At 71.8% G+C, this 25,411-nt stretch carries 18 protein-coding genes; 12 read left to right on the forward strand and 6 right to left on the reverse strand.

Annotated features, from left to right (window positions below; all coding sequences use genetic code 11):
* The first annotated feature begins 79 nt into the window (after positions 1-79).
* The 11 genes from rplL (at position 80) to ACFV4P_RS21060 (ending at position 16,691) form a co-directional block, all read left to right on the forward strand.
* Positions 80-463, forward strand: a complete 384-nt coding sequence (gene rplL / locus ACFV4P_RS21010) for a 50S ribosomal protein L7/L12 (protein WP_380473224.1) — start codon at positions 80-82, stop codon at positions 461-463.
* A gap of 591 nt (positions 464-1,054) precedes the next feature.
* Positions 1,055-4,528, forward strand: coding sequence for a DNA-directed RNA polymerase subunit beta (gene rpoB, locus ACFV4P_RS21015; protein WP_380473226.1), 3,474 nt, complete (start codon positions 1,055-1,057; stop codon positions 4,526-4,528).
* A 114-nt stretch (positions 4,529-4,642) separates the two neighbouring features.
* On the forward strand, positions 4,643-8,536 hold the full coding sequence (locus ACFV4P_RS21020) for a DNA-directed RNA polymerase subunit beta' (protein WP_380473228.1): 3,894 nt from the start codon (positions 4,643-4,645) through the stop codon (positions 8,534-8,536).
* Positions 8,537-8,718: 182 nt separating this feature from the next.
* Positions 8,719-9,390, forward strand: a complete 672-nt coding sequence (locus tag ACFV4P_RS21025; protein ID WP_380473230.1) for a DUF4097 family beta strand repeat-containing protein — start codon at positions 8,719-8,721, stop codon at positions 9,388-9,390.
* Between the two features lie 108 nt (positions 9,391-9,498).
* Complete coding sequence (locus ACFV4P_RS21030) at positions 9,499-10,950, forward strand: WGR domain-containing protein (RefSeq protein ID WP_380473232.1); 1,452 nt, start codon at positions 9,499-9,501, stop codon at positions 10,948-10,950.
* Positions 10,951-11,082: 132 nt separating this feature from the next.
* Positions 11,083-12,249, forward strand: coding sequence for a sensor histidine kinase (locus ACFV4P_RS21035; protein ID WP_380473234.1), 1,167 nt, complete (start codon positions 11,083-11,085; stop codon positions 12,247-12,249).
* 70 nt (positions 12,250-12,319) lie between these two features.
* On the forward strand, positions 12,320-12,937 hold the full coding sequence (locus ACFV4P_RS21040) for a response regulator (protein ID WP_380473236.1): 618 nt from the start codon (positions 12,320-12,322) through the stop codon (positions 12,935-12,937).
* A 144-nt stretch (positions 12,938-13,081) separates the two neighbouring features.
* The gene (locus ACFV4P_RS21045; RefSeq protein ID WP_380473238.1) at positions 13,082-13,663 is read left to right on the forward strand and encodes a hypothetical protein; all 582 of its coding nucleotides are present in this window, start codon (positions 13,082-13,084) and stop codon (positions 13,661-13,663) included.
* Complete coding sequence (locus ACFV4P_RS21050; RefSeq protein WP_380473240.1) at positions 13,660-14,409, forward strand: NAD-dependent deacetylase; 750 nt, start codon at positions 13,660-13,662, stop codon at positions 14,407-14,409. Before ACFV4P_RS21045 ends, ACFV4P_RS21050 begins: the two co-directional genes overlap by 4 nt.
* A gap of 60 nt (positions 14,410-14,469) precedes the next feature.
* Complete coding sequence (locus ACFV4P_RS21055; RefSeq protein WP_380473242.1) at positions 14,470-15,681, forward strand: cytochrome P450; 1,212 nt, start codon at positions 14,470-14,472, stop codon at positions 15,679-15,681.
* A 14-nt stretch (positions 15,682-15,695) separates the two neighbouring features.
* Positions 15,696-16,691 (forward strand): ADP-ribosylglycohydrolase family protein, encoded by a 996-nt coding sequence (locus ACFV4P_RS21060; protein ID WP_380473244.1) that lies wholly within the window; start codon positions 15,696-15,698, stop codon positions 16,689-16,691.
* Positions 16,692-16,693: 2 nt separating this feature from the next.
* On the opposite strand, the gene ACFV4P_RS21065 is transcribed toward ACFV4P_RS21060, so the two are convergent.
* From ACFV4P_RS21065 to ACFV4P_RS21090, 6 genes are all read right to left on the reverse strand, one after another.
* Complete coding sequence (locus ACFV4P_RS21065) at positions 16,694-17,398, reverse strand: VWA domain-containing protein (protein WP_380473245.1); 705 nt, start codon at positions 17,396-17,398, stop codon at positions 16,694-16,696.
* A 4-nt stretch (positions 17,399-17,402) separates the two neighbouring features.
* A complete protein-coding gene (locus ACFV4P_RS21070) occupies positions 17,403-18,425 on the reverse strand; it encodes an ADP-ribosylglycohydrolase family protein (RefSeq protein WP_380473247.1) in 1,023 nt (340 codons plus the stop codon).
* A gap of 37 nt (positions 18,426-18,462) precedes the next feature.
* Positions 18,463-19,782, reverse strand: coding sequence for a DUF2786 domain-containing protein (locus tag ACFV4P_RS21075; protein ID WP_380473249.1), 1,320 nt, complete (start codon positions 19,780-19,782; stop codon positions 18,463-18,465).
* 75 nt (positions 19,783-19,857) lie between these two features.
* Positions 19,858-21,861, reverse strand: a complete 2,004-nt coding sequence (locus tag ACFV4P_RS21080) for a serine/threonine-protein kinase (protein ID WP_380473251.1) — start codon at positions 21,859-21,861, stop codon at positions 19,858-19,860.
* Positions 21,862-21,943: 82 nt separating this feature from the next.
* On the reverse strand, positions 21,944-23,566 hold the full coding sequence (locus ACFV4P_RS21085; protein WP_380473253.1) for a transporter: 1,623 nt from the start codon (positions 23,564-23,566) through the stop codon (positions 21,944-21,946).
* Positions 23,563-24,342 carry an ABC transporter ATP-binding protein gene (locus ACFV4P_RS21090; protein ID WP_380473255.1) on the reverse strand — a complete coding sequence of 260 codons (780 nt, stop codon included), beginning with the start codon at positions 24,340-24,342 and terminating at the stop codon, positions 23,563-23,565. The genes ACFV4P_RS21085 and ACFV4P_RS21090 overlap by 4 nt, the downstream gene beginning before the upstream one ends.
* Before the next feature lie 212 nt (positions 24,343-24,554).
* On the opposite strand from ACFV4P_RS21090, the gene ACFV4P_RS21095 reads away from it, so the two are divergent.
* Positions 24,555-25,112 carry a DUF1707 and DUF4190 domain-containing protein gene (locus tag ACFV4P_RS21095; protein WP_380473257.1) on the forward strand — a complete coding sequence of 186 codons (558 nt, stop codon included), beginning with the start codon at positions 24,555-24,557 and terminating at the stop codon, positions 25,110-25,112.
* Positions 25,113-25,411 lie beyond the last annotated feature (299 nt).

The following is a 25,411-nucleotide window of genomic DNA, read 5'->3' on the forward strand; positions in this document are numbered from 1 at the left end:
CCCCGTCCCAGCGGGCCCGTCAGTACGCCCGCCAACCCGTACATCCGGCACCTGCCGAATTAGTGGAAGGACGCCAATCATGGCGAAGCTCAGCACCGACGAACTGCTTGCCGAGTTCGAGGGCATGACCCTGATCGAGCTCTCCGAGTTCGTCAAGGCGTTCGAGGACAAGTTCGACGTCACCGCCGCCGCCCCGGTCGCCGTTGCCGCCGCCGCCGGTGGCGCTGCCGCCGCCGAGGCCGTTGAGGAGCAGGACGAGTTCGACGTCGTCCTCGAGGGTGCCGGCGACAAGAAGATCCAGGTCATCAAGGAGGTGCGCGCCCTGACCTCCCTCGGCCTGAAGGAGGCCAAGGACCTCGTTGACACCGCTGGTGCCAAGGTCCTGGAGAAGGTTGCCAAGGACGTCGCCGAGAAGGCGAAGGCTCAGCTCGAGGGCGCTGGCGCCAAGGTCACCGTCAAGTGACTTTCTCCTCTCTCTGAGAGGTGCTCTTCCGGCCGGGCCGGCCACCCTTCGGGGTGGCCGGCCCGGCCTGCTTTTTTCCGCCTTCGTTCGGCCCGCAGCGGACTCGGATCCTGTCGGTGTCCGGGGGTAGGGTGATCGCTGTCGTCGCGACCCCGTCACAGGCCGTGTGTAACGCCGTGAGTGGTTGGGACGATGAGCAGTACGAGGTCCACACCCTGGTGGGGGCCTTGACGAACAGCACGCGGCGCGCGATTCTCAAGGCGCGTGTCCAAGCGGAACCGCCTCCGATGCATATTCGGCGGCGGCACTGGGAAGGTTCCCCGGTGACGCAGGAGTGGGTGAGACGGCCCGGCCGGTGAGGGATCACTGCCCGGGTTGTCGGTTGTACGGGAGGAGCGTCCGATTCGGTCTCCGAATCAGGGCTTGCTAGCAGTGTCGCCATTGGCTACACTGTCCCTTTGCGCTGCCTATTAGCTGCTCCGTGACTCGTCGCCCGGAGTGGCCCCTGTCCTGACCTGGGGTTTTCCGCCTCGGCCAAGGCCCGGACGGTACGCGCGTAGTGAGCTCCGAGCCCTCGGAAGGACCCCCCTCTTGGCCGCGCCGCGCAACGCCTCGAACAATTCCGCATCCACCGCCCCGCTCCGCGTCTCGTTCGCGAAGATCAAGGAGCCCCTCGAGGTCCCGAACCTCCTGGCCCTGCAGACCGAGAGCTTTGACTGGCTGCTCGGCAATGCGGCCTGGAAGTCCCGGGTCGAGGCTGCCCTGGAGAGTGGTCAGGACGTCCCCACGAAGTCCGGTCTGGAGGAGATCTTCGAGGAGATCTCCCCGATCGAGGACTTCAGCGGGTCGATGTCCCTGACCTTCCGGGACCACCGTTTCGAGCCGCCGAAGAACTCCATCGATGAGTGCAAGGACCGCGACTTCACCTTCGCGGCCCCGCTCTTCGTCACCGCGGAGTTCACCAACAACGAGACCGGTGAGATCAAGTCCCAGACCGTGTTCATGGGCGATTTCCCGCTCATGACCAACAAGGGCACGTTCATCATCAACGGCACCGAGCGTGTCGTCGTGTCCCAGCTGGTGCGTTCCCCCGGTGTCTACTTCGACTCCACCCTGGACAAGGTCTCCGACAAGGACATCTTCTCCGCCAAGATCATCCCCTCCCGCGGTGCCTGGCTGGAGATGGAGATCGACAAGCGCGACATGGTCGGTGTCCGCATCGACCGCAAGCGCAAGCAGTCGGTCACCGTGCTGCTGAAGGCTCTCGGCTGGACCAACGAGATGATTCTCGAGGAGTTCGGCGAGTACGAGTCGATGCGCGCCACCCTGGAGAAGGACCACACCCAGGGCCAGGACGACGCGCTCCTGGACATCTACCGCAAGCTGCGCCCGGGCGAGCCGCCCACGCGTGAGGCCGCGCAGACGCTGCTGGAGAACCTGTACTTCAACCCGAAGCGCTACGACCTGGCGAAGGTCGGCCGCTACAAGGTGAACCGCAAGCTGGGCAACGCCGAGTCGCTCGACTCCGGTGTGCTCACCGAGCCGGACATCATCGGGACGATCAAGTACCTGGTGAAGCTGCACGCCGGCGAGACCGAGTGGCGTGACGGCGAAGGCCGCGACATCGTCATCGAGGTCGACGACATCGACCACTTCGGCAACCGTCGCCTCCGCAACGTCGGCGAGCTGATCCAGAACCAGGTCCGCACCGGCCTCGCCCGCATGGAGCGAGTGGTCCGCGAGCGCATGACCACCCAGGACGTCGAGGCGATCACGCCGCAGACCCTGATCAACATCCGGCCGGTCGTCGCCTCCATCAAGGAGTTCTTCGGCACCAGCCAGCTGTCGCAGTTCATGGACCAGACGAACCCGCTGTCGGGCCTGACCCACAAGCGTCGTCTGTCCGCGCTCGGCCCCGGTGGTCTGTCCCGTGAGCGGGCCGGCTTCGAGGTCCGAGACGTGCACCCCTCGCACTACGGCCGCATGTGTCCGATCGAGACCCCCGAAGGCCCGAACATCGGTCTGATCGGCTCGCTGGCCTCGTACGGCCGGGTCAACGCGTTCGGTTTCATCGAGACCCCGTACCGCAAGGTCGTCGACGGTGTCGTCACCGAGGCCGTGGACTACCTGACCGCCGACGAGGAGGACCGCTACGTCATCGCGCAGGCCAACGCCCCGCTGACCGCGGAGCTGACCTTCGCCGAGCCGCGTGTCCTGGTCCGCCGCCGTGGCGGCGAGATCGACTACATCCCCGGCACCGAGATCGACTACATGGACGTCTCGCCGCGCCAGATGGTGTCGGTCGCGACCGCCATGATCCCGTTCCTCGAGCACGACGACGCCAACCGCGCGCTCATGGGCTCGAACATGATGCGTCAGGCGGTGCCGCTGCTGAAGAGCGAGGCCCCGCTGGTCGGCACCGGCATGGAGTACCGCTGTGCGGTCGACGCCGCCGACGTGATCACCGCCGAGAAGGCCGGCGTGGTCCAGGAGGTCTCCGCCGACTACGTCACCGTGGCGAACGACGACGGCACCTACAACACGTACCGTGCCGCCAAGTTCACCCGCTCCAACCAGGGCACCGCCTTCAACCAGAAGGTGCTCGTGGACGAGGGCGCCCGGGTCGAGGTCAACCAGGTGCTGGCCGACGGCCCCTGCACCGACGAGGGCGAGATGGCCCTCGGCAAGAACCTCCTGGTCGCGTTCATGTCCTGGGAGGGTCACAACTACGAGGACGCGATCATCCTGTCGCAGCGCCTCGTCCAGGACGACGTCCTCTCCTCGATCCACATCGAGGAGCACGAGGTCGACGCCCGTGACACCAAGCTGGGCCCCGAGGAGATCACCCGGGACATCCCGAACGTCTCCGAGGAGGTCCTCGCCGACCTCGACGAGCGCGGCATCATCCGGATCGGCGCCGACGTCGTCACCGGCGACATCCTGGTCGGCAAGGTCACCCCGAAGGGTGAGACCGAGCTGACCCCGGAGGAGCGCCTGCTCCGCGCGATCTTCGGCGAGAAGGCCCGTGAGGTCCGCGACACCTCGCTGAAGGTGCCGCACGGCGAGTCCGGCAAGGTCATCGGCGTCCGCGTCTTCGACCGCGAGGAGGGGGACGAGCTTCCCCCGGGCGTGAACCAGCTGGTCCGCGTCTACGTCGCCCAGAAGCGCAAGATCACCAACGGTGACAAGCTGGCCGGCCGTCACGGCAACAAGGGTGTCATCTCCAAGATCCTGCCGGTCGAGGACATGCCGTTCCTGGAGGACGGCACCCCGGTCGACATCATCCTGAACCCGCTGGGTGTCCCGTCCCGAATGAACCCGGGACAGGTCCTGGAGATTCACCTGGGCTGGCTCGCCAAGCAGGGCTGGGACGTCTCCGGCCTCGCCGACGAGTGGGCCAAGCGCCTGCAGGTGATCGGCGCGGACACCGTCGAGGGCGGCACCAACCTCGCCACCCCGGTGTTCGACGGCGCCCGCGAGGACGAGATCACCGGCCTGCTGGACAACACCACCCTCACCCGTGACGGTGAGCGCCTGGTGAACTCCACCGGCAAGGCCCGGCTGTTCGACGGCCGCTCCGGCGAGCCGTTCCCGATGCCGGTCTCGGTCGGCTACATGTACATCCTCAAGCTGCACCACCTGGTCGACGACAAGCTGCACGCCCGTTCGACCGGCCCGTACTCGATGATCACCCAGCAGCCGCTCGGTGGTAAGGCGCAGTTCGGTGGTCAGCGCTTCGGTGAGATGGAGGTGTGGGCCCTTGAGGCATACGGCGCCGCGTACGCGCTGCAGGAGCTGCTCACCATCAAGTCCGACGACGTCCTCGGCCGTGTGAAGGTCTACGAGGCCATCGTCAAGGGCGAGAACATCCCCGAGCCCGGCATTCCCGAGTCCTTCAAGGTCCTCATCAAGGAAATGCAGTCGCTCTGCCTCAACGTGGAGGTGCTGTCCTCGGACGGCCAGTCCATCGAGATGCGCGACAGCGACGAGGACGTGTTCCGCGCCGCCGAGGAGCTCGGCATTGACCTGTCCCGGCGCGAGCCGAGCAGCGTCGAAGAGGTCTGACGGAGGTCGGGCCGGCCGGGCTGCCTGAACAAGCGCAGCCCGGTCGGTCCGCCCCCAGGCCCCCCTCAGACCAACAGACAGACTCTCGAATCACGAAAGAGGGCTTGACGACCAGTGCTTGACGTCAACTTCTTCGACGAGCTCCGCATCGGACTGGCCACCGCCGACGACATCCGCCAGTGGTCGCACGGCGAGGTGAAGAAGCCGGAGACCATCAACTACCGCACGCTGAAGCCGGAAAAGGACGGCCTTTTCTGCGAGAAGATCTTCGGTCCCACCCGGGACTGGGAGTGCTACTGCGGTAAGTACAAGCGCGTCCGCTTCAAGGGCATCATCTGTGAGCGCTGCGGCGTCGAGGTGACCCGCGCCAAGGTGCGCCGTGAGCGGATGGGCCACATCGAGCTCGCCGCCCCGGTCACCCACATCTGGTACTTCAAGGGTGTCCCGTCGCGACTGGGCTACCTGCTCGACCTGGCGCCGAAGGACCTCGAGAAGGTCATCTACTTCGCCGCCTACATGATCACCTGGGTGGACGACGAGCGCCGTCAGCGCGACCTCCCCTCCCTGGAGGCGCACGTCTCGGTCGAGCGCCAGCAGATCGAGAACCGCCGCGACTCCGACCTCGAGGCCCGGGCCAAGAAGGCCGAGTCCGACCTGGCCGAGCTCGAGGCCGAGGGCGCCAAGGCGGACGTCCGCCGCAAGGTCCGCGAGGGCGCCGAGCGCGAGATGAAGCAGCTCCGCGACCGCACCCAGCGCGAGATCGACCGCCTGGACGAGGTGTGGGCCCGCTTCAAGAACCTCAAGGTCCAGGACCTCGAGGGCGACGAGCTGCTCTACCGCGAGCTGCGCGACCGCTTCGGCACCTACTTCTCCGGCTCGATGGGCGCGGCGGCCCTCAAGGACCGCCTTGAGTCCTTCGACCTGGGCGAGGAGGCCGAGCGCCTCCGCGAGATCATCCGTACCGGCAAGGGCCAGAAGAAGACCCGTGCGCTCAAGCGCCTCAAGGTCGTCTCCGCCTTCCTGCAGACCAGCAACAAGCCCAAGGGCATGGTGCTCGACTGCGTCCCGGTGATCCCGCCGGACCTGCGTCCGATGGTCCAGCTCGACGGTGGCCGCTTCGCCACCTCCGACCTGAACGACCTGTACCGCCGCGTCATCAACCGCAACAACCGCCTGAAGCGGCTTCTCGACCTCGGCGCGCCCGAGATCATCGTGAACAACGAGAAGCGCATGCTGCAGGAAGCGGTCGACGCGCTGTTCGACAACGGCCGTCGCGGCCGTCCGGTCACCGGCCCGGGCAACCGCCCGCTGAAGTCCCTCAGCGACATGCTGAAGGGCAAGCAGGGTCGTTTCCGTCAGAACCTGCTCGGCAAGCGAGTCGACTACTCGGCCCGTTCGGTCATCGTCGTCGGCCCGCAGCTCAAGCTGCACCAGTGCGGTCTGCCGAAGGCCATGGCGCTGGAGCTCTTCAAGCCGTTCGTGATGAAGCGCCTGGTCGACCTGAACCACGCGCAGAACATCAAGTCGGCCAAGCGCATGGTCGAGCGCGCCCGCCCGGTCGTGTGGGACGTCCTCGAAGAGGTCATCGCCGAGCACCCGGTTCTGCTGAACCGTGCGCCCACCCTGCACCGCCTCGGCATCCAGGCCTTCGAGCCGCAGCTGGTCGAGGGCAAGGCCATCCAGATCCACCCGCTCGTCTGCACCGCGTTCAACGCGGACTTCGACGGCGACCAGATGGCCGTGCACCTGCCGCTGTCCGCGGAGGCGCAGGCCGAGGCCCGCATCCTGATGCTGTCCTCGAACAACATCCTGAAGCCGGCCGACGGTCGCCCCGTCACCATGCCGACCCAGGACATGGTGCTGGGCCTGTTCTTCCTCACCTCGGACCGCGAGGAGGTCAAGGGCAAGGGCCGTTCCTTCTCCTCGACCGCCGAGGCGATCATGGCCTTCGACGCCCGCGAGCTGGACGTCCAGGCCCCGATCGACCTGCGCATGCCGGCCGGCACCGTGCCGCCGCGCGGCTGGGCCGCGCCGGTGGACGAGGACGGTCAGCCGACCTGGACCGACGGCGAGCCGTTCCGGATCACCACCACCCTGGGCCGCGCGCTCTTCAACGAGCTGCTGCCCGAGGACTACCCGTTCGTCGACTACGAGGTCGGCAAGAAGCAGCTGTCGGCGATCGTCAACGACCTCGCCGAGCGCTACCCGAAGGTCGTCGTCGCCGCGACGCTCGACAACCTGAAGGCGTCCGGCTTCCACTGGTCGACCCGTTCCGGTGTCACCGTCTCGATCTCGGACGTCATCGTCCCGCCGAGCAAGCCCGCCATCCTGGAGGGCTACGAGGCGCAGGCGGAGAAGGTCCAGCGCCAGTACGAGCGCGGTCTGATCACCGACAACGAGCGCAAGTCCGAGCTCATCGGCATCTGGACCCGCGCGACCAACGAGGTCGCCGACGCGATGTCCGCGAACTTCCCGAAGACGAACCCCATCTTCATGATGGTCGACTCGGGCGCGCGCGGAAACATGATGCAGATGCGTCAGATCGCCGGTATGCGTGGTCTGGTGTCGAACGCGAAGAACGAGACCATCGCCCGTCCCATCAAGGCCTCGTTCCGTGAGGGCCTGTCCGTGCTGGAGTACTTCATCTCCACCCACGGTGCCCGTAAGGGTCTGGCCGACACCGCGCTGCGTACCGCCGACTCGGGTTACCTGACCCGTCGTCTGGTGGACGTCTCGCAGGACGTGATCATCCGCGAGGAGGACTGCGGCACCGAGCGCGGCCTCAAGCTGGAGATCGGCCAGGTCGGCGCGGACGGTGTGCTGCGCAAGGCCGACGACGTCGAGACCAGCGTGTACGCCCGCATGCTCGCCGAGGACATCACTGTCGACGGCAAGCTGATCGCGACCGCCAACACCGACCTCGGCGACGTCCTGATGGACGAGCTGATCCGGAACGGCGTCAGCTCGGTCAAGGTCCGCTCGATCCTGACCTGTGAGTCGGCGGTCGGCACCTGTGCCTTCTGCTACGGCCGCTCGCTGGCCACCGGCAAGCTGGTCGACATCGGTGAGGCGGTCGGCATCATCGCCGCCCAGTCCATCGGTGAGCCCGGTACCCAGCTGACCATGCGTACCTTCCACACCGGTGGTGTGGCCGGTGACGACATCACCCAGGGTCTGCCGCGTGTCGTCGAGCTCTTCGAGGCGCGTACCCCGAAGGGTGTCGCCCCGATCTCGGAGGCGCAGGGTCGGGTCCGCATCGAGGACACCGAGAAGACCCGCAAGGTCGTCGTCACCCCCGACGACGGCTCGGACGAGATCGCCTACCCGGTCTCCAAGCGCGTCAAGCTGCTCGTCAGCGAGGGCGAGGCGGTCGAGGTCGGCCAGAAGCTGACCGTCGGCGCCACCAACCCGCACGACGTGCTGCGGATCATGGGCCAGCGTGCCGTCCAGATCCACCTGGTCGCCGAAGTCCAGAAGGTCTACAACTCGCAGGGTGTGTCGATCCACGACAAGCACATCGAGATCATCATCCGGCAGATGCTCCGCCGCGTGACGATCATCGAGTCGGGCGACGCCGAGCTGCTGCCGGGCGAGCTGGTCGAGCGCGGCCGCTTCGAGCAGGAGAACCGTCGCGTGGTGTCCGAGGGCGGCCACCCCGCCTCCGGCCGTCCGCAGCTGATGGGTATCACCAAGGCCTCGCTGGCCACCGAGTCCTGGCTGTCGGCCGCCTCCTTCCAGGAGACGACCCGGGTCCTCACCGACGCGGCGATCCACGCCAAGTCGGACCCGCTGCTGGGCCTCAAGGAGAACGTCATCCTCGGTAAGCTCATCCCGGCCGGTACGGGTCTGCCCCGCTACCGCAACATCCGGGTCGAGCCGACCGAAGAGGCCAAGGCCGCGATGTACTCCGCCGTCGGCTACGACGACTACGACCTGTCGCCGTTCGGCGCGGGCTCCGGTCAGGCCGTCCCGCTGGACGACTACGACTACGGTCCGTACACCGGCTGATCCTTCGGTCGAACCGCAGGGCGGTCACCCCACTCGGGGTGGCCGCCCTGCGGCGTTCCCGGGGATCCCCTCGGTTTCACCTAGGGGATCCCCCTGGCGACGGAGGCGGCGGAACCACTCCGTGGAGGGAGGCGCGCGGGCCCGGCGGACGGAAGAATCGGGGCTGTCGAAAGGAGGCCGCGGTGAAGCGGATCATGGGGGCGGCGGCGGTCGTGGGACTGCTGGTGATCGGGGCGGTGGGCTGCGGGCCCTGGGGGGATCAGCAGCGCAAGACGGTGTCGTACGAAGTGCCCGGGCAGGTCGACCAGTTGGTCGTCGACGGGACCAGCGGCGGGATCGACGTCAAGGTCGGCGACGGCCCGGTGCAGGTGCTGGAGAAGCGCGCCTGGCGGGACCAGGAGCCGCAGGGCAGCCACGAACTCAAGGACGGGGTGCTGAAGCTGACGTACTCCTGCTCCAGCTGCGGGATCGGCTACGAGGTGCGCGTCCCGGCCGGCACCAAGCTGAAGCTCACCCAGACCAGCGGCGGCATCCAACTGCACGACGTGGCGGGCGACGTGGACGCCAAGGTGACCTCCGGGGGGATCAACACCTTCGGGCTGAAGTCGAAGAACGTGAAGCTGTCGGTGGTCTCCGGCGGGGTGGAGGCCCGGTTCGCCGAGGCGCCGACCCGGGCGGAGATGTCCACCGACTCCGGCGGCCTGATGGTGAAGGTGCCGGCGGGGGAGCAGTACCAGGTGGAGGCGCATGCCGACAGCGGCGGCACCGACGTCAAGGTGCCCTCGGTCGTCGGGGCGCCGCACGTCCTGATCGCCCGCGCCGTGAGCGGCGGCGTGCAGGTGTCCAACGGCTGACCCGGCCGCCGTGGCTGTCGGTGGCGGGGCCTAGATTGAGGTGTGTCGGCAGGCGGCGAGAGCCCCGCCGACACCCCCCGAACTCTGTGCCCGAAAGGGGCGTCGGCCATGTCCGCCACCGTTTCCGCAGACCCGCAGGTGACCTACCTGGAACTCTCCGAGGACCAGGGCAGCGCCCACAAGTTCTACGAAGTCACGGTCAAGGACGCGGAGTTGACGATCCGGTACGGGCGGATCGGTGAGCCCGGCACGACGAAGACCACGGTCTGCCCGAGCGCCGAGAAGGCCGCCGCCACGGCCGCCAAGAAGATCGGCGAGAAGGTTCGCAAGGGCTACGCGCCGGCCGTCCAGGGGGCGCGCCAGCGCCGGTCCGTGACCCGCCGGCAGATCACCTCGACCCGCTCCACCGCCCGTCAGGCGCCGATGCTGTGGCGCTTCCGCTCCGGCTCGCCCGCGTTCGGGGTGTACGTCGGCGAGGAGCACGCCTGGGTCGGCAACGAGAGCGGCGACGTCTACACGCTGACCATGGACGGCCGGGTCACCGGCCGGTTCGGCCTGCCCGACGGCGTCAAGTGCATCGTCGCCGACGACTGGTGGATCTACGCGGGCTGCGACGACGGCAAGGTGTACGACCTCGGCGGCAAGGTGCCGCGGGTGGCGTACGAGATCGCCCAGGACGTCGACATCTACTGGCTGGACATCCACGACGGCGTCCTCGGCGTCGCCGACGCGAACGGCGGGCTGACCACCGTCGACCACGAGGACGAGTTCCAGTGGCGGCGCAACGCCCAGGGCAGCTCCGGCTGGATGGTGCGCTGCGACGCCGACTCCGTCTACCACGGCTGGTCGGCGGGCGTCGCCCGGTACGCCAAGCGCGGCGGCGACCAGCAGTGGCACACCCGCACCAAGGGCGCGGTGCTGTTCGGCTGGCAGGAGAAGGACGAGGTGTTCGCCGGCACCACGCAGGGCTGGGTGCACCGGCTCCGCAAGGCCGACGGCGTCGAGGTCGCCGCGTACAAGTGCGACGCCTCGGTGTTCTCCTGCGCGGCCTCCCCGGACGGCGAGTACGTGTTCGCGGGCGACAACCACTCGTCCGTCTACTGCTTCGCCGCCGACGGCACCCGGCTGTGGAAGCTCGGCACCGGCTGCGGCTCGGCGTACAGCATGCAGTACCGCGACGGCCGCCTGTACGTCGTCACCACGGACGGCTCGCTGGCCTGCCTGGACGCCACGCCCGGCGCCGTGCAGGCCGCCGAGCAGGGCACCCTGCCGGCCACCGCCGAGGTGACCGGCGGCTCCATCGAGCGGGTCGTGCCGTCCGCGGTGCTGGAGACCGTCAGCGTCACCGCGGCCGTCGGCAGCGGCGTCGAGGTGGAGTGCGTCGCCGACGGCAGCCGGCTGCGGGTGCGGGTCGTGTCGCCCGGCTTCGACCCGTCCTGGCGGGTGCAGTTCCCGAAGGACGTCCGGGTCGCCGGCGCGCGCTACCTGGTCGCCGAGGTCCGGGAGTCCGGGTCCGGCGGGTTCTACCGGGCGCGTGGAGAGATCAAGCGGCTGCTGTGACGCCTCCTCGGTGAGGCATCGTCAGGGGCGCTCCCGGCCGGGGGCGCCCCTCGGCGTTCCCCCGGCGTTCCGGCCGGCTTCCGAGGGCCGGGGGAGGGCGGCGGCCGGACGACGATGCGAGAGGATGCGCGGATGCGGATGGGGAGATGGACGGAAGGCCTGCTGGCCTGGGGGAGGGCCCGGCCGTGGGCGGTGGACGCGCCGCTGGTCGCACTCGCCGTCGGGGTCGCGGTGTCCGGGGTGTACTCCGACCCGGAGCACCCCGGCGGCACCTGGTGGGAGTACGCGCTGGCCCTGGTCGGATCGGTGCCGCTGTGGTGGCGACGCCGCAACCCCTGGCTGGTGCTGCTGATCTGCACCCTGCCCACCATGGCGCTGTCCGCGCTGGCGCACTTCGCGATGCCGCAGATCCAGGTCGGCATGGCCGTCGCGATCTACACCGTCGCCGACCGCGGCAAGGACTGGCAGCGCCTGCTGCTGCTCACCCTCAGCGTGGTCGGCAACGTGGTCGGCACCCGCTCCATCAGCGGCATGATGTTCAGCCTGGTGGTGTCCGTCGGCAGCTTCGTCTTCGGCTCACTGGTACGGGAGCTGCGCCGCCTCGCCGGCGTCGAGGCCGAACGCGCCCGGCAGGCCGGGCTGCGCGCCGCCAGCGACGCCGCCCGGGCCGTCGCCGAGGAACGCGCTCGGATCGCCCGCGAGATGCACGACATCCTGGCCCACGCCGTCTCGCTGATGGTCGTCCAGGCCGAGGCCGGGCCGCTCGTGGTGCGCAACAACCCCGACCGGGCGATCCGCGCGTTCGACGCGATCGCCGACTCCGGGCGCGACGCGATGGTCCAACTCCGGCGGGTGCTGGGCGTGTTGAAGGAGGAGGGGGCGGCGCCCGCGCTCGCCCCCCAGCCGCGACTGTCCGAACTCGCCGGGGTGCTCGACCGCGTCCGCGAATCGGGCGTCGACGTCGACGCCCGCATCGAGGAGGGCGGACCCGCGGAGGTGCAGGCCGCGGCGTACCGGATCGTCCAGGAAGCGCTCACCAACGTGGTCAAGCACGCCCGGGCCGGGCGGGTCGTGGTGCGCGTCGCGGTCCGGGACGGCTCGCTGGGGGTGGAGATCGCGGACGACGGGGTCGGGGCCGGCGCCGTCCTGGTCGGCGGGGGTGTCGACGGCCGGTCGGGCGGGCGCGGCCTGCTCTCGATCCGCGAGCGGGCCGCGGCCTGCGGCGGCAGTGCCGAGGCCGGGCCGCGGACCGACGGGCCCGGATATCTGGTGGCGGCCGTGCTGCCGCTCAACATCTGAGAAGGGGTGACGAGTTGACCATACGAGTGGTGATCGCGGACGACCAGGAACTGGTGCGCGCCGGGTTCGGGTGATCCTCGACGCCCAGCCCGACATCGAGGTCGTGGCGGAGGCGGGGGACGGACAACAGGCGATCGACGCCGTACGCGCCCACGACCCCGACGTCCTGCTGCTGGACGTCCGCATGCCGGTGATGGACGGGCTGGAGGCGGCCCGGCGGGTGTGCGCGGAGCTGCCGCGCTGCAAGGTCATCATGCTGACGACCTTCGACGTCGACGACTACGTCTTCGACGCGCTGTACGCCGGGGCGAGCGGGTTCCTGCTCAAGGACGTCCGACGGGACGACCTCGCGCATGCGGTCCGGGTCGTGAACTCCGGGGAGGCGCTGCTGGCTCCGTCCGTCACGCGGCGGGTCATCGGCGAGGTCACGGCGCGGAAGGCCGGCGGCGCGCTGGCGGTGTCGCGGCCGCTGGGGCGGTTGCTGGAGTCCCTGACGGCGCGGGAGCAGGAGACGTTGCGGCTGGTCGCCCGGGGGATGTCCAACGCGGAGATCGCGGGGGAGCTGGTGGTGAGCGAGCACACCGTCAAGACGCACGTCAGCAACCTGTTGCAGAAGCTGGGGCTGCGGGACCGGGTGCACGCGGTGGTCTTCGCGTACGAGGCGGGGGCGGTCACGGCGGGGGAGTGAGAGGGGGGTGGTCTCCCCGGGTTCGCGCTCTCTCTCCCCCCGGAGGGGGAGGTGGGGGGTTCACCGGTGCGGGGGAGTTGCGCCGCGGGCCGTTGCGGGAGGGTTGGGGGTGTCGAAAGAGGCACTCTCGCAAAGGGGTTGGCGATGGTCACGGGGCGTCGGGCGTTGGGGTTCTCGGCGGGGCTGCTCGCGGTGTACGGGGCGGTGCGGTTGGTGCCGGGGTCGCGCGGGGTGGGGGTCGGCTGGACGGTCGGGCACCTGGCGTTGTTCGCGGGGTTGGCGCTGCTGGGGTTCGGGCTGGTGGAGCTGTGGCGGTTGGGCGGCGAGCGCGGGGTCTGGGGCCGGGTCTGGCTGGGGGCGGGTCTCGCGGGGGTGCTGTCGGGTCTCGCGCAGAGCGCCGTCGACCTGTACGCGAACGCGGTCTCCGCGGACTCCGCGGCGCGGTCGGAGCTGTTCGACCGGGTGCAGTCGGTGCCGGGGGTGATGCCGCTGGTGTACACGGTGGTGCCGATGCTGCTGTACGTCGGGCTGCTGGCGCTGCTGGTGCGTCTGACGGTGCGCAGGGCGGTGCGCTGGTGGAGCCCGGTGCTGGTTCTGGTGGGCACGCTGCTGATGGGGGCGTCGCTGGACTTCCTGACGGTCGGCGCAGTGTGCTACCTGGCGGCGTTCCGGCCGGTGATAACCGGTGGCCGGAACGGGCTGCGGGCCGTACCGTCCCGGGCATGACGGAGAAGCGGCCGCTGGTGGCGGTGCTGACGGGGGCGGGAATCTCGACGGATTCGGGGATTCCCGACTACCGGGGACCGCAGGGGCTGTGGCAGCGGGATCCGAGTGCGCAGGAGCTGGTGACGATCGGGCCGTACCTGGCGAGCGCCGAGGTGCGACGGCGGTCCTGGCTGATGCGGCGGGACGCCGGGGCGGTGGACGCGAAGCCGAACGCGGGCCACCGGGCGCTGGTGGACCTGGAACGGGCCGGGGTGCCGATGCGGGTCCTGACGCAGAACGTGGACGGCCTGCACCGGGCGGCGGGCCTGCCGGCCCGGAAGGTGGTCGAGCTGCACGGCACCGCCGCCGAGGTGCAGTGCGTCCGGTGCCGGGTGGTCTCTCCGATGGCGGCGGCACTGGAACGCGTCGCGGCGGGCGAGGACGACCCGGCGTGCGCGGAGTGCGGGGCGGTGCTGCGGCCGCGCACCGTGATGTTCGGCGAGGCACTGGACGAGCGGACGTTGCAGCAGGCGGACGCGGTCGCCAAGGCCTGCCAGGTCTTCCTGGCGGTGGGCAGTTCGCTGCAGGTGATGCCGGCGGCGCTGCTGCCGCGGATCGCGCTGGAGCACGGCGCGAAGCTGATCGTGGTGAACGGCGAGCCCACCCCGTACGACGACGCGGCGTCAGAAGTCGTCCGGGAGCCGATCTCGGAGGCGCTGCCGAAGCTGGTCCGACGGCTGGTCAGCGGCGACCTCGCCCGGGGCTGATCGAAAACCCGCAGGTCGGACGGCATACGATGGCAGTCCGACGAGCAGGGAGAGCGCACCGTGGCGATCGACGTCTTCGACCCGTGGTCGGCCGAGTTCGTGGCCCACCCGTACCCGGCCTACGCCGCGCTGCGCGAGCAGTCGCCGGTCGTCCACTACGGGCCGAGCGACCAGTGGCTGGTGTCCCGGTACGCGGACGTCAACGCGCTGCTGCGGGACCGGCGGTTGGGGCGCACCTACACCCACCGCTTCAGCCACGAGGAGTTCGGGCAGCCCGCGCCGAACCCGGCGCACGAGCCGTTCCACACCCTCAACGACCACGGCCTGCTCGACCTGGAGGGCCCCGACCACACCCGGATCCGGCGGCTGGTGGCGAAGGCGTTCACCCCGCGCATGGTCGAGTCGCTGCGCCCGACCGTACGGCGGCTGGCCGGCGAACTGGTCGACGACCTGCTCGCCGACGGCGGCGGCGACCTGATCGCGAAGGTCGCCGAGCCGCTGCCGGTCGCCGTGATCGCCGAGATGCTCGGCGTCCCCGAGCCGGACCGGCACCTGCTGCGGCCCTGGTCGGCCGACATCACCGGCATGTTCGAACTCAACCCGGACCAGGACACCGCCCGGCGTGCCGTCACCGCCAGCCTCGAATTCTCCGCCTACCTGCGGGAGTTGATCCGCCGCCGGCGCGAGGAGCCGGGCACCGACCTGATCAGCGCGCTGGCCCAGGCCGCCGAGGACGGGCAGGTGCTCAGCGAGCAGGAGATGATCTCCACCTGCGTGCTGCTGCTGAACGCCGGCCACGAGGCGACCGTCAACACCACCGGCAACGGCTGGTGGGCGCTGCTCCGCAACCCCGGCGAACTCGCCCGGCTGCGCGGCGCGGTGGACGAACTGCTGCCCACCGCCGTCGAAGAGCTGATGCGCTACGACACCCCGCTGCAGATGTTCGAACGCTGGGTGCTGGAGGACATCGAGGTGGGCGGCGTGACGATCCCGCGCGGCGCCGAGGTCGCCCTGCTGTTCGGCTCCGCCAACCGCGACCCCGAGCGCTTCACCGACCCCGACCGGCTCGACCTCGGCCGCGCCGACAACCCGCACATCACCTTCGGCGCCGGAATTCACTTCTGTCTCGGCGCGCCCCTTGCCAGACTTGAACTCACCGAGTCCTACGGTGCGCTGCTCCGCAAGGCCCCCGGGCTGACGCTGGTGCGCGAGCCCGAGTGGAACCCCGGCTACGTGATCCGCGGACTCAAGGAACTGCTGGTCGAGGTCTGAGAGGGGCACGGGTCATGGGGCGGGCGACGGGATCGATGCTGGGGCTGGCGATCGGCGACGCCCTGGGCAAGCGCACCGAGTTCCTGAACCTGCACGAGATCGGCCTGCTCAGCCCCGACTGGCGGCAGCTCCCGCTCCCGAAGAAGGCCCTGGTCACCGACGACACCCAGATGACGCTGGCGCTCGCCCGCGCCCTGCGTACCGGCCTCGCCGAGGGCCCGCTCGTCCCGCTGCGCCTCGAACTGCCGCTGCGCGAGGAGTTCGTGGCGTGGTGGCGCTCCCCGGCCAACGACCGCGCCCCCGGCATGACCTGCCTGCGGTCCTGCTTCCGGCTCTCCACCGGCCGGCCCTGGCAGGACGCGTCCGACCTCGGCTCCAAGGGCTGCGGCGCGAACATGCGGGTCGCCCCGCTCGGGCTGGTCCGCACGTTGACGGACCGGCAGGTCTCCGGCGCGTCCCAGCTGCAGTCCGGGCTCACCCACGGCCACCCCACCGCGCTGGCCGCCAGCGAGCTCACCGCGTTCACCGTCCGATGGCTGGCCCAGGGCGTCGAGCCGGCCGAACTGCCCGCCAAGCTGCGCGCCCACGCCCACCAACAGCGCACCCAGTACGACGAGTTCTGGCTCGGCGACCTCGCCTCCCGGGACCACGTCGGCCCGCCCGAGGCCTTCATCGCACGCGGCTGGGACGAGTGCCTCCGCGCCCTGGACCGCCTCGACGCCGCCCTCGCCGCCGGCGACATCGACGCCGACCCCTGCGAGCGGACCGGCGAGGGCTGGGTCGCCGAGGAGGCCTTCGCCACCGCGCTGCTCTGCTTCCTGCTGCTCCCCGACGACCCGGTCGCCGCCGTCCGCCGGGCCGCCGTCTCCGCCGGCGACTCCGACTCGCTGGCCTGCCTGGCCGGCGCGTTCGCGGGCGCCCGGCACGGCGAGGGCGCCTGGCCGGAGGACTGGATCGAGCGGATCGAGCACCGCGACGAACTGCTCGCGTTCGGCGCGCTCTGGGACTGACCTCAGCCCGTCCGGACGGCCGCGAGCCACTCCGGGAAGCCGGTCAGCAGCCGGTCGTACAGCTCGGCGTCGGTGAGGGCGCGCGGGTCGCGGCCGGCCGGGAAGAAGCCCGCGTTGTCGACCGGCCGCTTGGCGGGCACGGGCAGCTCGTCCAGCCGGCGCAGGAACGCGAACTCCTGGTCGGCCGGATCGCCGAAGCCCACGAACTGCCAGTAGAGCGGCAGTTCGGCGGCCAGGCAGAGCATGTCCCGGGCCGCCGCCCGCGAGCTCGGCCCGCCGTCGGTCTGGAACACCACCAGCGCCGGGTCGGTGGCGCCGCAGAGCTGGTAGTGCCGGATCACGGCCTTCATCGCCCGGTGGTAGTCGGTGCGGCCCATGTGCCCGTACGAGGCGTGCAGGCGGTCGATCCGGCCCAGGTGGTCGTCGAGCGAGATCTCGGCGACGCCGTCCACCCCGGTGGAGAAGAACACCACCGGCACCCGCCCGTCGTCGTCCAGGTGCGCCGACAGCGCCAGCACCTGCTCGGCGAAGTGCTGGACGGCGCCGGACCGGTAGTGCGGCCGCATCGAGCCGGAACGGTCGAGCACCAGGTAGACGGCGGCCCGGACGTCCCGCAGCCCGCGCTCGGTGAGGCTCACCCGCGCGGACTTGTACAGGTCGACCAGGCCGGGCGCGGCCGTCGACACCTTCTCCAGGCTCAGGCCCACCGGATCACCGCTCCGGCAGCGGGTATCGCCCGTCCAGCGCCGCGCGGTCGCCGCGGACGTGGGCGACCAGGTCGTCGGCGACCTGCAGCAGCACATCCCGGCCCTCCACCAGCGCGCACCAGTCGGCGGGCAGCGCGGAGACGCCGTACATCGCGCCCACCAGGTTGCCGCAGACCGCGCCCGTCGAGTCGCTGTCGCCCGAGTGGTTCACCGACAGCACCAGCGCGTCCCGGGGGTTCGCGGTGACCAGCGCCGCGTACACCGCGATCGCCAGGCACTCCTCGGCGATCCAGCCCAGGCCGACCCGCTCCACCGACTCAGGCGAACCCGGGCCCTCGTCGGCCACCCGCACCGCCCGGCGCAGCGCCTGCACCGTCTCCGCGTGCAACGGCAACGCCGCCAACTGCTCCAGCGTCGCCGACACCGCCTCCCGCAGCGGCATCCCGGCCGCCACGCGTGCGATCAGCGCGGCGAACGCGCCCGCCGCCAGGTAGCCCGTCGGATGGCCGTGCGTCAGCTGCGCCGCCAGCGCGGCCCGCCCGAACGCCTCGTCCGGGCCCTGCCCGACCAGGCCGAACGGCGCCGAGCGCATCACCGTCCCGCAGCCCTTCGACTGCGGGTTCACCGGGCCCTCCTGGCCGAACGGCGCGGCCTCCCGGTAGTCCAGCACCACGCCCGACATGCAGGCATTGCCCGGCGCCCGGGAGGCGTACAGGAACGGCTGCGCGGCCAGCCAGCCGTCCGGGAGGATCGGACGCTTCTGCCGCTGCGTCTCCAGCCAGCGCCGGTACGCGGCGTGCAGGTCCCGGCGGCGGCCGCCGCGCAGCAGGCCCTCCGCGGTGAACAGCGTCATCTGGGTGTCGTCGGTGATGTGGCCGTCGCGGTCGCCGTCCGCCAGCTCGGTCAGGCCCGAACTGCCGTACTGCCGCCGGATGTTGTCCAGGTGCAGGAACTCCACCGACCACCCCAGCGCGTCACCCAGCGCACCGCCCAGCAGCGACCCGCGCACCCGCTCCGAGAACTCCACTCCGATCCCCCCTCGCGTCCGCCGGGCCGACGCTTCGTCAGCGCGCGATCCGGCCCGAACCACGGTGCAGCGTAGCCCGGTCGGCGGCGGCCCGTCCCTCGACCCAGCCCTCGCCGTCGCTCACCCGCACCCGCTGCGACACCAGCTTCGGGAACATCCGGCCCACCGCGTCGTCCACCGCCTCCGCCCGCGCGGCCAGCACCGGCAGCAGCCCGCCGGCCGGAGCCGCCACCGGCAGCGACCCGCTGCCGTCGGCCGCCGGGTCGCCGGGCTCGGTCGGGTGACCGGCTGCCGCGTCCTCGGCCGGGCGACCTGCCGCCGCGTCCTCGGTGGCCCGCTCGGTGGCGTCCGCCAGCCGCTCCCGGATCCGCGCCGCGTACGCCACCAGGAACGACTGCCGGAACGCCTTCGTCCGCGCCGCCCCGTCCTTGTGCTTGCGGCTGCCCGCCCGGTGCATCGCCGCCGTCGCCTGCACCAGCAGCGAGGTGTACAGCAGCTCCACGCCGTCCAGGTCGGCGTCGAACCCGATCACCGTGCAGAACCCGAACTCCTTCGCCCACACCACCCGGCACCGGTTCGCCGCCGCCACCGCGTCCAGCAGCATCGTCTTCGGGCCCTCGTACGGGTTGTCCACGCCGATCCGCAGCGCCGCCGGCTCGTCCGCCGACGGGCCGCCCGCCGACAGCAGCGCCTCGTCGATCGAGTGCCGCGCCATCAACTCCTGCGCCTTCGCGGTCAGCGCCTCGGCCTCGTCCGGGAACCCCGTCGACTCGGCCTTCGCCAGCAGCGCCCGGATCCGCCCCAGCATCCGCGGCTCGCCGGCCCGCGGCCCGCTCGCCCGCGGCGCGGACTGCCCCGGTACCGGACCCACCGGCTGGACGGGCGGCAGCAGCGCCCATATCCGCAGCAGCTCCAGCGCCGCCGTCGCCAGCGCGAACCGGTCCAGCCGGTGCCGCTCCGCGAACGCCTGCAGGTACGCCTCGTCGGACGGCCACCACGGCTCCGCCTCCAACTCCCGCAGCTGGTCCAGCCAACGCCGGTCCAGCGAGGCCGCCGGATGCCGGCGGCCCTCCGCCGCGATCAGGTCCACCGCCAGCGCCACCTGCACCGGGGCCAGCTCGCGCCGCACCACCCGCACCAGATCGGCCGGCCGCCAGCCCGCCGCCCAGCACCGGCCCACCGACCGCTCCGCGAAACCCAGCAGCGCCCGGCTCACCGCCGGCCACTGGTCCGCCGACGCCGCCAGCACCGACGCCGCGCCGTCCACCACGAACTCCACCCCGTCGGCCGGCGCGCCCACCACCCGGCCCACCGCCTCCGCCAACAGCTCGTCGACGGACTGATCGGTGCTGGTCACAGTGGTCCTGCTTCCTGGGGCGACGGGGGAGGGACGCCTCCCATGATGCCGGAGCGCCCCACCCCGCCGGACCGGTCAGCCGCCCAGGGCGTCCCAGCCGCGCGCGATCTGCCGCTCCGCGGGCGTCCCGTCCGCGGTGAGCAGCGCCAGCAGCGCCGCCCCGTCGGCCGGACGGACCGCGAGGTCCTTGGCGAGGGCCCGCTCCACGACGCCGGCCAGTTCCGGGTCGAGCGCCCGCACGGCGGCGATCCCCGCCGGGTCGGGCTCCTCGTTCCGCACCCGGTGGTAGACGACGAACTGGTTGGCGGTCGCGAACGGGCTCTCGCCGTGCGCCGCGCACACCAGGCAGCACGCCCACGCCCAGACGTCGGCGGCCGGGCCCACCGGCCCCTCGCCCAGCTGCTCCGGGGCCATGAAGACCGGGGTGCCGACCAGGCCGCCGGTCCGGGTCAGCCGGGTGTGGTCGGCCATCAGCGAGATGCCGAAGTCCAGCAGCTTGGGGCCGTCGCTGGTCATCATGATGTTGGACGGCTTCAGGTCCCGGTGCACCAGCCCGCCGCGGTGCAGGGCGTCCAGCGAGACGGCCAGCGCCACCGCCAGCGCCCGCAGCGCCACCGGGTCGGCGAGCGTGCCGCGCTCGCGCAGGAACGCCTGCAGCGGGCGGCCGTCGAGCAGCTCCATGGCGATGAACGGGGTGCCGTCGGCGACGCCGGTGTCCAGCACCCGCGCGGTGTGCGCGGCCGGTGCCTGGGCCAGCACCTTCGCCTCGTTCGCGAACCGGCGGCGCAGGTCCTCGTCGTGCTCGTCGTCGGCGTGCAGGGTCTTCAGCGCGACGACGGTGGCGGAGCCCTGGCGGCGCGCCAGGTAGACGGTCCCGAAGCCGCCCGAGCCGATCAGCCCGAGCAGCCGGTACCCGCCGATCGCGGCCGGCGCGCCGTTCGGCAGCGGCTTGGCGTCGACCTTCGGCAGCCCGCCGGTGTCGAGCACCGTTGCCGCCGGAGCCGGAGGAGCCGCGGGAGCCGGAGGAGCTGCGGCCGACGGGCCGGCCACCGTGGGCTCGGCCGCGAACCGGGCCGCCGCCCCGACCCGTTCGGCCTCCCGGGCGGCCCGCAGCGCCTCCGAGTCGGCGCGCACCTGCCGGGCGATCTCGGCGTCCCGGGCGGCGAGCTCCGCCTCGTTCTGCGCGGCGGCGGCCCGCGCGGCGGCCTCCCGGGCACGGCGGGTGTGCTGCGCCGCGCGGGCCTCGCGGATCGACCGGAGGCGCGCGGAGGCGGCCGCGCCGAGCGTGTCGACGGTCTCCCGGACGGCCCCGGCGGGCGCCTCCGCGGCCGCGGTGACACCCGTCAACGGCGGGGCGGGCGCGGCCGTCGGCAGCAGGTTCAGGCGGCGGGTGGTCCACAGCGAGCACAGCTGCCACACCACCGACCCGATCAGCGCGCCGTTCGGCAGCGCCAGCGGCAGCAGCACGAACTGGGCGGCGAGCACCGGCACCAGGTAGCGGCGCAGCCGGGAGTGCTCCCAGGTGCCGGACGGCATCCGGGCGCACAGCACCAGGAACCGGGTGCGGGCCCACAGCAGCTGCCAGAGCGCGGTCAGCACCAGGCCGGTCAGTGCCGCGCCGAACCCGCCCTCGCCGCCGAACAGCGCGAGCAGCGCGCGCGAGGCCAGCCACGGCGGGCTGGTCCGCACCGCCTCCCGGTCCAGAACGTCGTTCGGGTCGGTGAACTGCGTGTGCATGCCGATCCAGAGCAGCACCGCGAGCCCGCCCGCCACCACCACCGGCAGCACCAGCTCCACCCCGGAGGCGATCCACCGCGGCGGGTACGCGGACCGCAGCGCCCGCAGCTCGGCCTGCCGGCGCGAGGCGTCCCCGGTCAGCAGGGTGCGGATCTGCGCACGCCGGTGCCGGGACAGCAGTCGGGCCCGGTAGCCGTGCTGGCTGCGGCCGAGCGAGAAGGCCGTGACCAGCCGCAGCACCAGCAGCACCCCGAGCATCGGCAGCACGGTGTGCGTCCAGAACGGGCTGTCCGTCCAGCCGTAGTGCTGCGCGTGGTCCGCGGCGGCGATGCCGGTCCCCATGGTGCGTTCTCCCCCCGAGCCCGCGGGGGGTCGGCCCCGGGCGCGCACGCATGATAGCGGCGCGCCCCGGGCCAGGCGCGGGTCAGCGCTCGATCACCCGGGCGAGGATCTCCGGCAGCCGCTTGATCAGCCCGGCCGACGCCACCCGGATGCCCAGCAGGGCCGTCGCCGCGCCGTACAGCACGCCGATCGGCAGCACCGGCCAGGCCGGCGAGTGCGAGATCAGCAGGACACCGAGGAGGATGCCGACCGGCGCGCAGCCCAGCGAGACGCCGAGCATCGACCCGAAGGCGTTGAGCATCACCACGCCGTTCTGACCGGGCGCGGCGCTGCGCATCGGGTTGCCGTCGGCGGGCAGCGCGAACGGGGCGTAGACGCTGATCACGCTGCCCAGGCCGAGGCTGGTGCCGAGGGCGGCGAACGCCACGCCGAGCGCGGGCGCGAGCTCCGCCCACCGCCCGGTGACGGCGGCCAGCACCGGGCCGACCACCAGCAGGACGACGACGCTGTACGAGAGCACGGCGAACACCCGGCCGCGCAGCTCGTCGCGGGCGTCCTGGCGGGTGCTCAGACCGGCCGCGACCATCCAGAACCCGGAGCCGTCCATGCCGAACAGGTTGCCGGCCTGCAGGCCGAGCATCAGCCCGCCGATCCCGATCACGTACACCGAGCCCCAGCCCTGCACCACCGACAGCGCCGAGATCACGCCGGTCATGCCGACGCCGGTGAAGATCGCCGCCTTGGCGCGGGGCTCCCGCCAGGCGTACCGCAGGTGCCGCTGGGCGACGGTGCCGACCCGGCCGGCGGGCAGCAGCCGCCAGCCGCGGGCGGCCCGGCCGTGGTGCACCGAGGAGGTCTCCACCAGCGTGGAGGCGTCGCCGGAGACCATCAGGCTCTGCAGGCTGCGCAGCCACCACCGCAGCAGGACGGCCAACAGGCCGCCGGCCAGCGCGAGTTGCAGCGCCGCGACCAGGTAGGCGCCGTCCCCGGCCGAGCGCACCGCGTCGATCGCGGAGACCGGCGGTATCCAGCGCACCACCGCCGCGTACGGGTGCAGCACCGACAGGTCGAGGCTCTGGTCGGGGCCGCGGACGGCGCTCTGCATGCCCAGGTTGCCGATCTGCACCAGCACCGCGAAGAGCAGGCCGCCGAAGATCGCGAAGTCCTTGCCGCGCCGGCTGGACAGCAGCCGGGCGTTGGCGGCGGCCACCGAACGGGTCAGGGCGATCAGCAGCAGCAGGGTCAGCGGCACGGCGAGCACCGCGACGACTGCGGAGGCCGCGCCCCGCCCGGCCGCGACGGCGGCGCCGGCCAGCATCAGCAGGCCGATCAGCGGGCCCGGGCCGACCAGGCTGCCGAACAGGGTGCCGCGCAGCAGGGCCTGCGGGCGCAGCGGCAGCATGGTGAGCCGGGTCGGGTCGGCGCTCTCGTCACCGGCGAAGAAGAACAGCGGCATGGCGGTCCAGCAGACCGCCAGCCCGGCGGTGAGCACCACGGCGGCGTCGGCGGCGCCGTCGTGCCCGTGCAGCACCACCAGCCCGGCGGCCGCGGACACGCCGAACAGCAGCCCGAGGCAGGTGCCGATCAGGTAGCCGGCGGCCCGACCGGGGCTGCGCCGCAGCCCGTTGCGCAGCAGCCGGACCTTCAGCGAGACCAGCGTGCGGACGACGGCCCGGTCGTCCGCGGAGGTGACGGCAGCGCTCACCGGTGGCCCCCGCCGAGCCAGCCGAGCGCCTGCCCGTCGTCCTCGCGGACGCCGACCAGCCCGAGGAACGCCTGGTGCAGCGAGGTCTCGCCGCGCACCTGGTCGAGCGGCCCGGCGGCGACCACCTGGCCGGCGTTGACCACGGCGACCCAGTCGCACAGCGACTCGACGAGCTCCATCACGTGGCTGGAGAACACCACGGTGGAGCCGGAGGCGGCGTACCGGGTGAGGACGCCGCGGATGGTCTGCGCGGACACCGGGTCGACGCCCTCGAACGGTTCGTCCAGGAACAGCACGTCGGGGTTGTGCAGCAGCGCCGCGGCCAGGCCGATCTTCTTGCGCATGCCGGTGGAGTAGTCGGCGACCAGCTTGTCGGCGGAGCCGGTCAGGTCGAGCACGGCCAGCAGCTCCTCGGCGCGCCGGTCGGTCTCGGCGCCGGGCAGGCCGCGCAACCGGCCGTTGTACTGGAGCAGTTCGCGCCCGCTGAGCCGCTCGAACATGCGCAGGCCCTCGGGCAGGATGCCGATCCGGGACTTGACCGCGACCGGGTCCTGCCAGACGTCGGCGCCGTGCACCAGCACGGTGCCCTGATCGGGCCGCAGCAGGCCGGTGACCATGGACAGCGTGGTGGTCTTGCCGGCGCCGTTCGGGCCGACCAGTCCGATGAACGAACCGGCGGGCAGGTCGAGGTTCAGTCCTGCGACGGCGGTCTGCGCACCGAAGCGCTTCCACAGGTCGCGGATCGAGACGGCGGGCGGCGGGGTGGTCGCCTCCATGGCGGGTGGTCTCCTCGTCGGGTCGGGCCGGGCAGAACGACTCGACCTTATGATCATTTCTTTACCTTTCCATCCCCCATGTGGCGGTATTGCCGTTGCGTGGACCGGCAGTCGACCGGTCACCCCGGGCGATTCGGCAACTACCCGGACCCGCCGTTCGTCCTGCATGCTGAGAGGCGCACGGTCGGTGCGGGGAACGGGAGGTGGCCGCGATGGCCGGTCAGTGGGGAACACCGGCGCCGTACGGGCAGCAGCCCTGGCAGCCGGTGGCGACACCGCAGGGCGCGATGCGGGCCGCGCATGCCGACCGCGAGCGCACCGTGGACGTGCTGAAGGCTGCCTACGCCGAGGGCCGGCTCACCGCCGCCGAGTACGAGCAGCGGATGAGTTCGGCCCACCAGGCCGCCACCTACGGGCAGTTGTCCGCGCTGGTCGTCGACCTGCCGTCCGGGCCGCTGGTCGCCCCGTTCGGCGCGCCCGTCCCGCCGACCTTCATGCCGCTGCCGCCCCCGCTGCCCGCCCCGCGCCCCAACAACAGCCTGGCGGTGGCCTCGGCGATCCTCGGCGGCCTGTGCGTGGTCACCGGCGGCATCACCGCCCTGCCGGCCGTGATCACCGGCCACATGGCCCGCTCGCAGATCCGCCGCACCAAGGAGGACGGCGACGGTCTGGCGATCCTCGGGCTGGTGTTCGGCTGGCTGTCGGTCGCCGGGTGGGCGCTGTTCTTCCTCCTGGTGGTCATGGTGTCGAGCAGCGGCGGTCCGCACTGAGCGGAGATCCCGCCGGTCGGGCGTGGTACGGGCGGTGACCGCTCCGGCGCGCCCCATTTGTTTTGACCGCCGCCTGTGCGCTAGGTACGCTCTGACCTTGTGCCTGGGGTGTGCCCGGGTCCTTGTGCGTGCCAGCAGATCGGCCGCCGCAGCGGAGACTCCACCCGCTCGGTGTGTGCCGTAGCCGCAGCGCAGCTCATGGGATTCCGCGATTCTTCCCCCGAAGAAGGCCAACACGCCCGACCGCGTGGGTCGGTGGGTGGGGGCCATACCGCAGGTTAGTTCCACCAAGCCTTGGC

The organism is Kitasatospora sp. NPDC059795, from assembly GCF_042732175.1.
Classification (GTDB): domain Bacteria; phylum Actinomycetota; class Actinomycetes; order Streptomycetales; family Streptomycetaceae; genus Kitasatospora.

Coding starts and splice junctions, on each gene's coding strand:
- rplL (WP_380473224.1), top strand. CDS start 80: ATGGCGAAGCTCAGCACCGACGAACTGCTTGCCGAGTTCGAGGGCATG.
- ACFV4P_RS21035 (WP_380473234.1), top strand. CDS start 11,083: ATGCGGATGGGGAGATGGACGGAAGGCCTGCTGGCCTGGGGGAGGGCC.
- ACFV4P_RS21045 (WP_380473238.1), top strand. CDS start 13,082: ATGGTCACGGGGCGTCGGGCGTTGGGGTTCTCGGCGGGGCTGCTCGCG.
- ACFV4P_RS21030 (WP_380473232.1), top strand. CDS start 9,499: ATGTCCGCCACCGTTTCCGCAGACCCGCAGGTGACCTACCTGGAACTC.
- ACFV4P_RS21095 (WP_380473257.1), top strand. CDS start 24,555: ATGGCCGGTCAGTGGGGAACACCGGCGCCGTACGGGCAGCAGCCCTGG.
- ACFV4P_RS21090 (WP_380473255.1), bottom strand. CDS start 24,342: ATGGAGGCGACCACCCCGCCGCCCGCCGTCTCGATCCGCGACCTGTGG.
- ACFV4P_RS21080 (WP_380473251.1), bottom strand. CDS start 21,861: ATGGGGACCGGCATCGCCGCCGCGGACCACGCGCAGCACTACGGCTGG.
- ACFV4P_RS21060 (WP_380473244.1), top strand. CDS start 15,696: ATGGGGCGGGCGACGGGATCGATGCTGGGGCTGGCGATCGGCGACGCC.
- ACFV4P_RS21050 (WP_380473240.1), top strand. CDS start 13,660: ATGACGGAGAAGCGGCCGCTGGTGGCGGTGCTGACGGGGGCGGGAATC.